General features: G+C 75.1%; 14 protein-coding genes and 1 pseudogene. 8 read left to right on the plus strand and 7 right to left on the minus strand.

The window, feature by feature from the left end; all coding sequences use genetic code 11:
• Nucleotides 1-385: pseudogene (locus E1281_RS28980) on the plus strand (tetratricopeptide repeat protein); the annotation flags it as partial.
• 12 nt (nucleotides 386-397) lie between these two features.
• Here E1281_RS28980 and E1281_RS28985 read toward each other — a convergent pair.
• A complete protein-coding gene (locus tag E1281_RS28985) occupies nucleotides 398-823 on the minus strand; it encodes a PPOX class F420-dependent oxidoreductase (protein WP_131882887.1) in 426 nt (141 codons plus the stop codon).
• A gap of 45 nt (nucleotides 824-868) precedes the next feature.
• Between E1281_RS28985 and E1281_RS28990 the strand changes: the two genes are divergently transcribed.
• Nucleotides 869-1489: an alpha/beta family hydrolase gene (locus E1281_RS28990; protein WP_131882888.1), complete on the plus strand. Its 621-nt coding sequence runs from the start codon at nucleotides 869-871 to the stop codon at nucleotides 1487-1489.
• Nucleotides 1490-1598: 109 nt separating this feature from the next.
• Here E1281_RS28990 and E1281_RS28995 read toward each other — a convergent pair whose 3' ends face one another.
• Both E1281_RS28995 and E1281_RS29000 read right to left on the minus strand, forming a co-directional pair.
• Complete coding sequence (locus E1281_RS28995) at nucleotides 1599-1802, minus strand: DUF5999 family protein (RefSeq protein ID WP_131882899.1); 204 nt, start codon at nucleotides 1800-1802, stop codon at nucleotides 1599-1601.
• A 241-nt stretch (nucleotides 1803-2043) separates the two neighbouring features.
• The gene (locus E1281_RS29000) at nucleotides 2044-2616 is read right to left on the minus strand and encodes a TetR/AcrR family transcriptional regulator C-terminal domain-containing protein (protein ID WP_131882889.1); all 573 of its coding nucleotides are present in this window, start codon (nucleotides 2614-2616) and stop codon (nucleotides 2044-2046) included.
• A gap of 116 nt (nucleotides 2617-2732) precedes the next feature.
• Between E1281_RS29000 and E1281_RS29005 the strand changes: the two genes are divergently transcribed.
• Together E1281_RS29005 and E1281_RS29010 are read left to right on the plus strand one after the other, a co-directional pair.
• Entirely contained in the window at nucleotides 2733-3149 is a 417-nt protein-coding gene (locus E1281_RS29005; protein WP_131882890.1) for a plectin, read from the plus strand.
• Between the two features lie 210 nt (nucleotides 3150-3359).
• Nucleotides 3360-4097 (plus strand): maleylpyruvate isomerase N-terminal domain-containing protein, encoded by a 738-nt coding sequence (locus E1281_RS29010; protein WP_131882891.1) that lies wholly within the window; start codon nucleotides 3360-3362, stop codon nucleotides 4095-4097.
• Here the strand turns inward: E1281_RS29010 and E1281_RS29015 are convergent.
• A complete protein-coding gene (locus E1281_RS29015; RefSeq protein ID WP_131882892.1) occupies nucleotides 4045-5418 on the minus strand; it encodes a nitrate/nitrite transporter in 1374 nt (457 codons plus the stop codon). The two genes, E1281_RS29010 and E1281_RS29015, sit on opposite strands and share 53 nt — an antisense overlap.
• Nucleotides 5419-5631: 213 nt before the next feature.
• Between E1281_RS29015 and E1281_RS29020 the strand changes: the two genes are divergently transcribed.
• Nucleotides 5632-5880 (plus strand): hypothetical protein, encoded by a 249-nt coding sequence (locus tag E1281_RS29020; RefSeq protein WP_131882893.1) that lies wholly within the window; start codon nucleotides 5632-5634, stop codon nucleotides 5878-5880.
• Nucleotides 5881-5924: 44 nt separating this feature from the next.
• Here E1281_RS29020 and E1281_RS29025 read toward each other — a convergent pair whose 3' ends face one another.
• The gene (locus E1281_RS29025) at nucleotides 5925-6428 is read right to left on the minus strand and encodes an NUDIX hydrolase (RefSeq protein WP_131882894.1); all 504 of its coding nucleotides are present in this window, start codon (nucleotides 6426-6428) and stop codon (nucleotides 5925-5927) included.
• A 302-nt stretch (nucleotides 6429-6730) separates the two neighbouring features.
• Here E1281_RS29025 and E1281_RS29030 point away from each other — a divergent pair, with 302 nt between their 5' ends.
• The 3 genes from E1281_RS29030 (at nucleotide 6731) to E1281_RS29040 (ending at nucleotide 10547) form a co-directional block, all read left to right on the plus strand.
• Nucleotides 6731-8818 carry a molybdopterin-dependent oxidoreductase gene (locus tag E1281_RS29030; protein WP_131882900.1) on the plus strand — a complete coding sequence of 696 codons (2088 nt, stop codon included), beginning with the start codon at nucleotides 6731-6733 and terminating at the stop codon, nucleotides 8816-8818.
• Nucleotides 8819-8938: 120 nt separating this feature from the next.
• Complete coding sequence (gene nirD, locus E1281_RS29035; protein ID WP_131882895.1) at nucleotides 8939-9346, plus strand: nitrite reductase small subunit NirD; 408 nt, start codon at nucleotides 8939-8941, stop codon at nucleotides 9344-9346.
• Nucleotides 9330-10547 carry a uroporphyrinogen-III synthase gene (locus E1281_RS29040; protein ID WP_131882896.1) on the plus strand — a complete coding sequence of 406 codons (1218 nt, stop codon included), beginning with the start codon at nucleotides 9330-9332 and terminating at the stop codon, nucleotides 10545-10547. The genes nirD and E1281_RS29040 overlap by 17 nt, the downstream gene beginning before the upstream one ends.
• 67 nt (nucleotides 10548-10614) lie before the next feature.
• On the opposite strand, the gene E1281_RS29045 is transcribed toward E1281_RS29040, so the two are convergent.
• Nucleotides 10615-11976, minus strand: coding sequence for an RNA polymerase sigma factor (locus E1281_RS29045; protein ID WP_131882897.1), 1362 nt, complete (start codon nucleotides 11974-11976; stop codon nucleotides 10615-10617).
• 264 nt (nucleotides 11977-12240) lie between these two features.
• Nucleotides 12241-13326: AMP-binding protein (locus E1281_RS29050; RefSeq protein WP_131882898.1), on the minus strand; the 1086-nt coding region annotated here is incomplete at its 5' end.

A 13326-nucleotide genomic window follows, 5' to 3' on the forward strand; every position in this document is an offset into this window, starting at 1 on the left:
CGAGGTGTGGCGGCGGGGGCTGGCCGAACCGGGGATCGCGGGGCAGGTCCGGGCGCGGCTCCGCCGCGACTTCGCCGCCGACGAGGACGACGGCGACCCCGCCGCCCTGTGGTGGGAGCCGGTCCTGGAGCAGGCCGTGTCGGACGGGACGCTCCCGGCCCTCACCGGCGAGGCGTTCGGCGCCCTGGACCACATGTACGCCCTGCTCGCCGTCCGGTACGCCGAGGCGCCCGCCGAGCGCGGGCCGGGCGAGACCCACGAGGTCCTCGGGAGGGCGGTGCGGGTCCCGAGCGACTACGCGTGGGGGCCGCTGCTGCACGAGAGCTTCGCCGAGCGCCTCCGCCTGGCCATGGGCGAGCACGTCCCCGACCGGCCCGACGCCTGAGCGGCGGCCGCCTCAGTCGGCCAGGTCGCGTTCGGCGATCACCTTGGTGATCCGGGCGCGGACGAGGTACTCGGTGGGGACGGCGTTGCGCTCCCCGAACTCCTCGGCGCGTCCGGCGCCCATGTAGCGGCCGCCGATGGCGGTGGCCCAGCGGCGCATCTCGTCGATGTCCTCGATGAGCGAGGCCTCGGCCTGGATCACCACGAAGGAGTACGGCGGCTTCTGGTCGTCCACGCAGACGGAGACGCGCGGGTCGCGCGCCAGGACACGGCCCTTGACGGTGTCGCGGCCGGTGTTGAACAGCACGTCGTCGCCGTCGAGGACGAACCAGACCGGTGTGACGTGCGGGGCTCCGTCCTTGCGGGTGACGGCGGCCTTGCCGGTGCGGGTGCCCTCGGAGACGAAGGCCCGCCATTCGCTCTCTGTCATCTTCTCCATGCCGCCAAGTGAATCACCGCCCGGCCGGGCGGCTACGGTGAGGCCATGGAGATCGCGACGTCGCACGGGCCGGCCGGGGTGAGGCTGGACGAGGCCGCCGCGCCGGCGTTCCTGCTGGTGCTGACGCACGGGTCCAACGGGGGAGTGGACGCGCCGGACCTGCTCGCCGTGCGGGAGACCGCGCTCGGTCTCGGCGGCGTCGTCGCCCGGGTCGTGCAGCCGTTCCGGCTCGCCGGGCGCCGCGCGCCGGGCCCGGCGGCCAAGCAGGACGAGGCGTGGCTGGAGGTCGTCGGCGCGGTGCGGGCACGGTACGGTGACGTCCCGCTCGTGCAGGGCGGGCGGAGCAACGGCGCACGGGTGGCGTGCCGGACGGCGGCGGCCGCGGGGGCGGTGGGCGTCGTGGCGCTGGCGTTCCCGCTTCGCCCGCCGCGGAGCCCGGAGAAGACCCGGGTGGAGGAGTTGCGCTCGGCGGGGGCGGAGGTCCTCGTCGTCAGCGGTGACCGCGACCCGTTCGGGGTTCCGGACGCCGCGGACGCGGCGCACGTCGCGGTGCTGGCGGGGGAGCGGCACGAGCTGAGCCGGGACCCCGCCGCGGTCGGGAGGGCGGCGGAGCCGTGGCTGCGGAGATGGGCGGCCCGTCCGGTGCGGGCGGGCGGCCGGGTGTAGTGGGTCCGGCGGGTCGGTTCCGGGCCTGGTGAAGGCCCGGAGACGGCGGGCGGGTGGCCGTGCCCCCGAGGATGATCATCCGTACGAACTAGTCCCCCGTGGAGACCGTTCAGGCGGCGGACGGAGCCTGCAGGTCCGTCGGCCGGTGCGGTGCGATGACTCCCCCGTCGGGCAGCAGCTCACCGGTGTCCTCGAAGAGAACGACGCCGTTGCACAGCAGGCTCCACCCCTGCTCGGGGTGCGAGGCCAGCGTCCGGGCGGCGTCGCGGTCGGGTTCGTCGTGCGAGGGACAGGGCGGCTGGTGCGGGCACATCGTGGTGCCTCCGGTCTCGGTCACTTGTCGGTCGTCGTGCTTTCCTTAATTGACGCACCTAAGTGTGGAACGGTTCGCGTTCCCCGGCCATAGCCCGTTGGGACGGTTGTCCGTCGTTCCGGGGTACCGGATCCTGTGACCCGTCTCACCCTGAGGTGCCAGGCACAGCGTCTCCGCCGCACGTTACGGACGATGGACGACACGCCGTCGGGCCGCGAAACCCCTGCGGCTCCTGCGGGAACTACCCGGCGCCGCCGATGACGAGGTCGAGCCCGGCGGTGAAGCGGGCGTCCCAGTCGACCGCGCGGTCCGCGCCGTCCTCGCCGGTGTCGCGCACCTCCAGGGCGGCGTGCCCGATCACGTAGCCGAGGAGGGTGTGCGCGGCGACCGCGGCCGTCTCCTCCGCGACGCCGCCGCGGCGCAGGACCTCGCGCAGCGACGCGACCGTGGTGGTGAGCGCGGCGGGGTTGCGGCGGGTGACGACGAGGGGGAGCACGCCGGCGTGCGCCAGCAGGCGCCCCCGGTAGGCGGCGGCCCAGGCGCGCAGGACGTCGCGCCATGATCCGGGTGCCGCTCCGTCCGCCTGGGCGGGCGCCGATGCGACGTGCGTGACGAGGCCGTCCAGGAGCTGCTCCTTGCCGCGGGGAAGGTGGTGGTAGATCGCCATCGCCTCGACCTCCAGCGCGTCGCCGAGGCGGCGCATGGTGAGCCGGCTGAGGCCCTGGCCGTCGACGATCCGCAGGGCCGTCTCGATGATCCGCTCGGTGGACAGCGGCGTGCGGTGCTGCGCGTTGATGCTGGGCTGCCTGACCATGAGTACGGACCTTACTACGTAAAGGGCCGAAGCCGGGTGTCCGCCGCCACGACACGCCGGCCGTCCGCGTACGCTGGCCTGGACCGGATTCCGAAGACCGCTGAGGGAGTACCACCATGCCGCTGGGCCGCCGGGTGAGCAAGGACGTCGCCGAGCTGTACGAGGCCGACCAGCGGCTGGCCGCCGAGTACGAGGAGCGGCTCGGGGCCGCGGGCGAGGCCGAGCGGGCGCTGCGGGACGCACAGGGGGCGGGCACCGCCGAGCCGCGGCTGAGGGAGCTGACGGTCGCGTTCGACAAGGCGATGACGTCGGTGCTCGCCGCCGCCGAGGCGTCCGAGCGGGTCGCGATGGGCACGAAGGTGTACTCGACGGACGCGCAGGACGCCCGGACGCGGCGGGCCGCGGAGATCGCCTACCGCAAGGCCAAGGCGCGCGCGGCGGTGCGCCCGTGGACCGACGAGGTCGACCGGCTCCGCACGGCCCGCGAGGCGCACCGCCTCAGCTTCCGCACGCGGCCCACCGTGCTCGTCTGAGTACGGTGCTCGTATGAGCCGTCCCGGTGTGTGACGGCGGACGTGTGACGACACAGCGTCACCGGGTGGCACCGGCCACCGAACTTTGAGAGTCTGCCCTCTCGGGGAACGCCGGGGGAGCCCCGCACCGCATGTCGCGTCACAGGCGACCGGCGCGGCCGCGTCCCGGCGGAGAGGGCACAGGGTGCTCTGGACGCGGGGGGAAGTCACGTGGAGCGCACGCCACCGGACCGGTGCCGCGTACTCGAGTCCTACCAGGACGGGGCGCTGGCGATCCGGGAGCTGGCGGCCGAGGTCGGCGACTGGGAGGCGCCGACGCCCTGTGCCGACTGGCGCCTGATCGACCTGGCCGGGCACCTGCGGTGCGTCGCCGAGAACTTCCTGGAGTACCTCCAGGACGCGCCCGACAGCCGGCTGGCGACGCTGTTCGCGCGGGAGGCGCCCGCCGCCGTCCTGATCAGGCAGCAGGCGCGGCAGAACGCGGCGGAGCTGGCGGTGCTGCCGCCCGAGCCGGGGCCGGACCGCATCATGGCGTTCGGGGTGTCGGCGGGCGCGTACGCGGACCTGATGCCGGACATGTGGGACCGGACGCACCTGATCTACCGGGGCACCAAGTACACGGTCGGCGACCACGCGGGCGCGGCGTGCGTGGAGTGGCACCTGCACGCATGGGACATGGCCCGCGCCGTGGGGGAGCCGTACCAGCCGCGCGATCCCGACCTGCTGGTGTCGGCGTGGCACTGGGGCGTCCCGCACCTGCCGCTGTCGTCGGGGGACCCGTGGGAGTCGGTCCTGCGGTCGTCGGGCCGGTCGCCGCAGTGGCCGGACCCCGCCGAGGGGCCCGGCCGGACGCGGAGCAGGCGCGCGGGCAGGCCGGCCCAGGGCGCGCGGGGCGTCAGACGCCCGCCGGCCTCCCCGGGCGGGTCCGCAGGTAGACCGCCCAGGTGATGGCGCAGCACACGGCGTAGAACGCGATGAACGCGAGGTAGGCGCCGTCGCCGGTGCCGTAGCTCAGGAACGACTGGCGGAAGGCCAGGTTCACCAGCACGCCGCCGAACGCGCCGACCGCGCCCGCGATGCCGATGAGCGCGCCGGCGAGCCTGCGCGCCCGGTGCTCGGCCTCGGCCGGGTCGCCCCCGTCCGCGACGGCGAGCTCCGCCTTCGCCCGGAAGATCGCCGGGATCATCTTGTAGGTGGAGCCGTTGCCGACGCCGCTGAACACGAACAGCAGGACGAAACCGGTGAGGAACAGCGCCAGCGACCCGCGCAGCGAGGCGGCCAGCACCAGGCTCGCCGAGGCGGCCATCGCGACGAAGTTCCAGAACGTGACGGCGGCGCCGCCGAGCCGGTCGGCGAGCCGCCCGCCGGCGGGCCGGGCGAGGGACCCGAGCGCCGGGCCGAGGAACGTCAGGTACGCGGCCTTGATCGGGGTGTCGAAGTCGGCCGCGAACTGGACCTGCAGCACCTGCCCGAACGCGAACCCGAACCCGATGAACGACCCGAAGGTGCCGATGTAGAGGACCGACATGATCCAGGTGTGGGCGTCCGCGCAGGCGTCCCGCATGGCGCGCCGGTCGTTGCGGGCCTGCGCCAGGTTGTCCATGTAGAGGGCCGCGCCGAGCGCGGCGAGGACGATGAGCGGGATGTAGACGCCCGCGACGAGCCCGGGGTGGTCCTTGCCGGCGGTGGCGAGGACCAGGAGCCCGACGAGCTGGACGACGGCGACGCCGAGGTTGCCGCCGCCGGCGTTGATCCCGAGGGCCCAGCCCTTGAGCCGCTGCGGGTAGAACGCGTTGATGTTGGCCATCGAGGACGCGAAGTTGCCGCCGCCGACGCCGGCGACGGCCGCCAGGATCAGCAGCGTGGTGAACGAGACGCCGGGCTCGATGAGGACCGCGGCGAGGACCGCGGGGACGAGCAGCAGCGAAGCGCTGGCGATCGTCCAGTTGCGGCCGCCGAACCGGGCGACGGCGAAGGTGTAGGGGATCCGCAGCGCGGACCCCACCAGCGCCGGGACGGCGGTGAGGGTGAACTTGCCGGCCGGGTCGATGCCGTAGGCGGGGCCGAGGAACAGCACCATCACCGACCACAGCGTCCACACCGAGAAGCCGACGTGCTCGGAGAAGATCGAGAACACGAGGTTGCGGCGGGCGATCCGCGCGCCGCCCGCCGACCAGAACGCGGGGTCCTCGGGCCGCCAGTCGTGGATCCAGCGTCCCTTGGGCGTGCGGCCTCGGGTCCCGCGGGCGGCCTCGGTCGTGGCGGTCATCGGTTCCCTCTCCCCGGGGCGCCCGCCCTGTCCGCGGGGCGCCTTGGCGGCACGACGGTAGGAGCGGGGGGTTTCACCGCTGTGTGAGCGGCCATACGGGAGTGATAACTCCGCCGCACAGCCCGTCTCCGCCGGCTGTGAGGCCGGGGGATGACCCGGACCCGTCCGGGTAGGACGTGACCGCGAGGCGGCGGGGGAACGGAGACGAGAGCGATGGCGACCTGCGAGGTCTGCGGCAACGACTACGAGATGGCGTTCGAGGTGCACGCGCAGGGCGCGGTGCACACCTTCGACTCGTTCGAGTGCGCGATCACCCGGATGGCGCCCGTCTGCGAGAACTGCCAGTGCCGCATCATGGGGCACGGCATCGACGTGGACGGCCGCTTCTACTGCTGCGCGCACTGCGCCCGCGCCGCCGATCCCGAGCGCGGACGGCAGGCCAGGGACGCCGTGCCGGCCTAGGTGCGTGCGGGCCTAGGTGCGTGCCGGTCTAGGTGCGTGCCGGTCTAGGCGGCGGGGCCGGGGGAGGCGCCGAACGGCTGCTCGCGGCCGTCCTCCAGATAGACGGCGCGGCCGTCGGCCATGGCCCGCAGGCTGGGGTCCATCCGCCGCGCCACGTGCGGCGGCGCCAGCTCGGGGATCTTCTCGGGCGCCACGAGGACGTGGTCGGACAGCTCCTCGGGCGGCAGCCGGATCGCGTCGATCTCCTCGCCGGTGATGGCGCCGCCGAAGACGAACACGTTGACGGAGTCGACGCCGTCGGCGCGCGGCGGCCCCCAGTCGACGCAGGCCAGGCCGTCCAGGCGGGGGACGAGGCCGAGTTCCTCCTCGCATTCGCGCACGCAGGCCGACAGCGGGGACTCGTCGGCCTCGATGACCCCGCCGGGCAGGTACCAGCCCTCGCTGTAGGTGGGCTTGACCAGCAGGACCCGCCCGAGGTCGTCCAGGAGGAGCGCCGCCGCGGCGCCGCGGGAGCGCGGCAGTGAGGCGTAATAAGCAAGGTCGGGCATGTACCGAGATTAGGCGTGATCTTCACGGGCCGGTCCGGTCCGGCCGGGGGCGGGGGCCGCATCCGTTCGGAAGATCACCGTGTCGCCGCGAATCCGTTCGGCAACCGGGTGAATGGCGACGAAACGGCCATGACCGGAGTCGACAACGCTTGACACGCTCCCGTCAAGGCCGCCCGCCGGCGGGCCGCGCGGCACGGTGGAGCACCTGACCTCGGTGAACGCGCGGCGTGAACGGCTTTTAACGCCGGAGTCACACCGGGGACTCGCGGGCGAAACGGTACCCGTCGAGTCTCGGGCGCATGATGGGGACTCCTACGCACTGCCCGTACTGCGCCCTGCAATGCGGCATGACGCTGAGCCGGGACGGGGCGGGCGGCGCGGCGCGGGACACGGTCCGGGTGGAGCCGCGCGACGACGTTCCCGCCGGCCGCGGCGGGCTGTGCCAGAAGGGCTGGACGGCCGCGGAGCTGCTGACCGTCCCGGACCGGCTGACCGCGCCGATGATGCGCCGCGGCCGGGACGCGCCGCTGGAGCCCTGCACGTGGGACGAGGCGCTCGGCCGCGTCGCCGCGGAGGCGGAACGGCTCGGGGCGCTGCACGGGCCGGACGCCGTCGCGGTGTTCGGCGGCGGCGGGCTGACGAACGAGAAGGCCTACCAGCTCGGCAAGTTCGCCCGGGTGGCGCTCGGCACGTCGCAGATCGACTACAACGGCCGGTTCTGCATGTCGTCGGCCGCGGCGGCGTCCGGGCGGGCGCTCGGGATGGACCGCGGGCTGCCCGGCCCGGTGACGGACCTGGCTGCCTCCGGCGCCGTTCTGCTCGCCGGCGGCAACCCCGCCGAGACGATGCCGCCGTTCATGCGGCACCTCACCGAGATGCGCGCCGGCGGCGGCGCGCTCGTCGTCGTGGACCCGCGCCGCACCGCCACGGCCCGGCAGGCCGACCTGCACCTGCAGCCCGCGCCGGGCACCGACATCGCCCTCGCCAACGGCCTGCTGCACCTGGTGATCGCCGAGGGGCGGGCGGACGGGGACTACATCGCCGCCCGCACCACCGGGTTCGGCGCCGTCCGGACGGCCGTGAACGCGTACTGGCCGGAGCGGGTCGAGCGGATCACCGGCGTGCCCGTCCCGCTGATGCGCGAGGCCGTCCGGCTGCTGGCCCGCGCCGGCCGCGCCCACGTCCTCACCGGCCGGGGCGCCGAGCAGCACGCCCGCGGCACCGACACGGTGAGCGCGTTCATCAACCTGGCCCTCGCCCTCGGGCTGCCGGGCCGCGCGGGCTCCGGCTACGGGTGCCTGACGGGGCAGGGCAACGGGCAGGGCGGGCGCGAGCACGGGCAGAAGGCCGACCAGCTCCCCGGCTACCGGAGGATCGACGACCCGGCGGCCCGCGCGCACGTCGCGGGCGTGTGGGGGGTGGACCCGGACTCCCTGCCGGGTCCCGGGCGCTCGGCGCAGGAGCTGCTGTCGGCGCTCGGCACCCCCGGCGGGCCGAAGGCGCTGCTGGTGTTCGGGTCGAACCCGCTCGTGTCGGCGCCCCGCGCCGCGGCGGTGGAGGAGCGGCTCGGTGCGCTCGACCTGCTGGTGGTGGCCGACTTCGTGCCGTCGGAGACGGCGCGGCGCGCGGACGTGGCGCTGCCCGCGGCGCAGTGGGCCGAGGAGTCCGGGACGATGACGAACCTGGAGGGCCGGGTGCTGCGGCGGCGCAGGGCCGTCCCGCCGCCGGACGGCGTCCGCACCGACCTGGAGATCATCGGCGCGCTCGCCGCGCGGCTCGGGGCGCCGGGGGAGTGGAGCACCGACCCGGCGGAGGTGTTCGCGGAGCTGCGCCGCGCCGGCGCGGGCGGCGCCGCCGACTACTCCGGCATCACCTACGAGCGGATCGAGGCGGAGGGCGGGGTGTTCTGGCCCTGCCCGTCGCAGGACCACCCGGGAACCCCGAGGCCCTACCTCGACCGTTTCCCCACGCCGGACGGGCGGGCGAGGTTCGTCCCCGTCGAGCATCACGGCCCCGCCGAGGACGTGGACGCCGGCTACCCGGTGTACCTGACGACGGGCCGGGTCCTCGCGCAGTACCAGTCGGGTGCGCAGACCAGGCGCGTCCCGGCGCTCGCCGAGGCGGCGCCGGGGCCGTTCGCCGAGCTGCATCCCGACCTCGCCGCGCGGCTCGGCATCGAGGACGGCGGCGAGGTGCGGGTGGAGAGCCGCCGGGGGGCGGTGACCGTCCGGGCGCGGTTCAGCGACGCGATCCGCGACGACACCGTCTTCATCCCGTTCCACTGGGCGGGGGAGGGCCGCGCGAACCTGCTCACCAATCCGGCCCTGGACCCGGTGTCGCGCATGCCGGAGTTCAAGGTCTGCGCCGTCCGCCTCGGGCCGGCCCGGTGAGAGTCCATGCCTCCGAGGGCGTGAGCGCCTTTTAACACGCCGGTGACAATGGGGACCCAAGCGCGAAACGGCCCCTGCGGAGGATCAGTCCATCAGTACCCGCCAGGAGGTTGCCGCGCGATGACCACGACACCCGAAGCGACGATCACCAGAGGCCGGCACGTCGGGCCGGCGGCCCCGGCCGGCGCGGTCCGCTGGTTCGACATCTGCTCCTACGCCGAGCTGACTCCCGAGCGCGGCGCCTGCGCGATGGTCGACGGGACCCAGGTGGCGATCTTCCGGGTCTTCGACGGCGCCCTGTACGCGCTGTCGAACCTCGACCCGTTCAGCGGCGCCCACGTGCTGTCGCGGGGGATCCTCGGCACCCGGGACGGCGTCCCGACCGTCGCGTCCCCCATGTACAAGCAGGTGTTCGACCTGCGGACCGGGGCGTGCCTGGACGATCCGCGGGTGGCGCTGCCGGCCTTCCCGGTCCGCCGCGCCGGCGACCGGGTGGAGGTGGCGCTCCCCGATGAGCACCGGCAGTGAGCCGCTGGCCGGGTTCGCGGTCGGTGTGACCGCGGCCCGCCGCCACGAGGAGCTCGCGACCCTGCTGGAGCGGCGCGGCGCCCGGGTCGTGCTGGCCCCCGCCATCCGCCTGATCCCGCTCGCCGACGACGCCGAGCTGCTGGAGGCCACCCGAGCGTGCGCCGAAGGCCCCCTGGACCATGTCGTCGTCACGACCGGGATCGGGTTCCGCGCGTGGCTGGAGGCGGCCGACGGGTGGGGGATGCGGGACGCGCTCGTCGCGCGGCTGGCCGGGAGCGGCATCGTGGCGCGGGGCCCGAAGGCGCGCGGCGCGATCCGGTCGGCGGGCCTGCAGGAGCGCTGGTCGCCGGAGTCGGAGGAGTGCGCCGAGGTGACCCGGCGCCTGCTGGAGGAGGACCTCGCCGGCGCGCGGGTGGCCGTCCAGCTGTACGGGGAGCGGCAGCCGGAGCTGACCGGCGCGCTGCGCGCCGCGGGCGCCGAGGTGATCGAGGTACCGGTGTACCGGTGGTCGCCGGCCGAGGACGCCACGCCGCTGCGGCGGCTCGTGGGGCAGGCCGTCGCGGGGACGGTCGACGCGATCACGTTCACCAGCGCGCCCGCGGTGGCCGCGACGCTGGCCGTGGCCGCCGAGGACGGGCTCGAGGAGCCCTTGCTGGAGGCGATGCGCGGCCCGGCGGTCGCGGCGTGCGTCGGGCCTGTCACCGCGCAGGCGCTCACCGCGCGCGGCGTCCCGACCGTCCAGCCGGAACGCGCCAGGCTCGGCGCGCTGGTGCGGGCGCTGGCGTCGGATCTGCCGAGGCGCCGGGCGCGGCGGCTGTCGGTGCGCGGGTTCGCGCTGGAGCTGCGGGGGCACGCCGTCGTCCTGGACGGCCAGCTCCGCCCGATCGCGCCCGCGCCGATGGCGATCCTGCGGGCGCTGGCGTGGCGCCCCGGGCACGTGGTGTCGCGGGCGGAGCTGTGCGGCGTCCTGCCGAGCCGGGTCGTCGCCGGCGGCGCCCGCGCCGGGGACGGGTGGGCGCGGGAGACGCGGCCGCGTGAGGCCCGCCCGCAGGCCGACGAGCACGCGGTGGAGATGGCGGTGGCGCGGCTGCGGCGCGGCCTCGGCCGCCCCGGCATCGTGGAGACCGTCGTCAAGCGCGGCTACCGGCTGGCGTGCGACCCGCGTCCCGCCGAGCCGCTCCGGACGGGCACCGGCGGCTGACCTCGACTCCCGCCGCGCCGGCCGGACAGCGCCGTCCCCGGCGCGGTGGGCCCCGCCCCGGGCGGTCCTAGACGGCGAAGTCCAGCAGGGGGCGGGCGTTGCTGGGGTGCCGCAGCTTGGACAGCGACTCCTTCTCCAGCTGGCGGATCCGCTCGCGGGTCAGCCCGAGGGCCTTGCCGATCTCGTCCAGGGTGCGCGGCGTCCCGTCGTACAGCCCGAACCGCATCGCCATGATCTTGGCTTCGCGGGGGGACAGGATGTCGAGGGTGCGGCGCAGCTGGTCGGCCATCAGCTGCCGGTCCACCAGCTCGGACGCCTCGGGGCTGTCGGTGTCCTCGATGAGGTCGCCGATGCGGGTCTCGCCGTCCTCGCCGATGGTGGAGTCCAGGCTGATCGGCTGGCGGCTGGTGCGCAGCAGCTCGCGGATCTGCTCGGGGCTCTTGTCCAGCTCGATGGCCAGCTCCTCCGGGGTGGGCTCGCGGCCCAGCCGCTGGTGCATGTCGCGCTCGATGCGGCTGAGCTTGCTCAGCATCTCCAGCACGTGGACGGGCAGCCGGATCGTGCGGGCCGAGTCGGCGAAGCCGCGCTGTATGGCCTGCCGGATCCACCACATCGCGTACGTGGAGAACTTGTAGCCCTTGGAGTAGTCGAACTTCTCCACGGCGCGGATCAGGCCGAGGTTGCCCTCCTGGACGACGTCCAGCAGCGACAGGCCGCGGTCGGAGTACTTCTTGGCGACCGACACCACGAGCCGCAGGTTGGCCTCCAGCATGTGGGCCTTGGCGCGGCGGCCGTCGGCGGCGACCCATTCCAGGTCGATGCGGAGGTCGGGGGCGAGGTCCTCGGTCTCCAGCTTGTGCTCGGCGTACAGCCCGGCCTCGATGCGCTTGGCGAGGTCGACCTCCTGCTCCGCGGTGAGCAGCTGGCGGCGCCCGATGGCCTTGAGGTAGGTGTGGACGGAGTCGCCCATGGTGGTCGACTGGTCGTCCAGATCGGCCGGCTCGCCGGCGGCCTCGACCTCGGTGACGTCGAACCCGCCGTCGGCGTTGTCGTCCGCGGCGGCGGCCTTGCGGGCGGTCTTCGCGGCCGGGGCGGCGGCCTTGCCGTTGGCGCGGTTCCCGCGGGGGGCGCGCCTGCCGGTGCCGGACGGCGCCGTGCCCGGCGCGGCCTGGGCGGCGTCTCCGCCGTCGTGCTCGGCGGCGGCGGCCCTCTTGCGGGCGCCGTCGGCCTCACCGGCCAGGCTGATGCCGGCCTCGGACAGCTCGCGCAGGATGGAGCGCCCCTGGGCCGGGCTGATCCCGGCGGTCTCGAAGGCCCCCCTCACCTCGTCGAGCGAGAGGCGCCCTTGGGCGCGGCCACGCTTCAGGAGGTCGTCGAGCGCGGGACCCGCCGACTCCGTGAGCGGGGTCTCGACGGCGCTACGCGGCATGGGGACACCCCCCTCCCTTCGGTGTGTGAGTGCGGCGCGGTTCGTCGTTCGCTGGTGGCGCACGCACTTAACGGAACGTCGCACGGCGGGGTTCTTGTTCCCGGATCCCCGCGGCGGCGTGCCCATGGCGTGTGGAGGCGCGATCCGATAGGCCGCGGTGCCCGGAGGGGGCCGTTCCACACGGGCGGACGCGATCCGGATCGAATTTTACTACGTAAAGGCGGCGGGCTGTGGACATGACGTCCAACTCGCCGCGATCCCGGTTCATTCCACCACATCCGGTGCCGGGGAGCGGAGACGGGCGCGATCGGGTTTGCCGGACGCGAGCAGCGGGATGGCCTCCACCAACTCGAGCTCGCGCGGCGCGGCGCAGGCGGGCATCGTCTCGCGGACGAAGGCCCGCAGCTCCGCGAGCTCCGGTGCGCGCGGCGCGCCCGGGGCGGGGACCACGACGGCGGTGACCCGCTCGCCCCATTCGGGGTCGGGACGCCCGACCACGACGGCGTCGCGGACCCCGGGGTGGCGGGTCAGGACGGCGGCGACCTCGCCCGCGACCACCTTCTCCCCGCCGGTGTTGATCACGTCGTCCAGCCGGCCGCGGACGCGCAGCCGGCCGTCCTCCAGGACGCCCAGGTCCTGGGTGACGAACCACTCGCCGTCCCTGGCCTCGGCGGTCTCGGCCGGCCGCAGCCGGTAGCCGGTGAACAGCGACGGGCCGGCGAGGCGGATCCGCCCGTCGTCCCCGACCGCGGCGCGCATGCCGGGCAGCGGCGTCCCGTCGTAGACGCAGCCGCCGCACGTCTCGCTCATCCCGTAGGTGGTGAAGACGCGGGCACCCCGGCCGCGCGCCTCGGCGAGCAGGCCGGGCGCGGCGGCGGCCCCGCCCAGGATGATCGCGCCGAGCCGGGACAGGCCGGTTCCGGCGTCCAGCAGGCGGCGCAGCTGCGTGGGCACCAGCGAGACGTGGGCGCCCTCCGCCGCGGCGACGGCGCCGGGGTCGAAGCGGGGCGTGATGACCGGGTCGGTCCCGGCGACGAGGGAGCGGACGAGGACCTGCACGCCGGAGATGTGGCTGGTGGGCACGCAGCACAGCCACCGGTCTCCCGCCGCGGCGCCGATGCGGGCGAGCGTGCCCTCGGCGGAGTGGCGCAGCGCGGCGGCCGTCAGCTCCACGAACTTCGGGGCGCCGGTCGAGCCGGAGGTGGCGATCAGCACGGCGGTGCCCCCGGAGACGGGGGCGCACCCGCCGCGCGGGGTGTGCGGGACGAGGCCGTCCGGCGTCTCGACCGCGTCGGGGGCCAGGGCGTCCAGGACGCCGCGGAGCGCGGGAAGCGGCAGGTCGGGGGAGAG

This window comes from Actinomadura sp. KC345 (assembly GCF_004348515.1).
GTDB lineage: Bacteria > Actinomycetota > Actinomycetes > Streptosporangiales > Streptosporangiaceae > Spirillospora.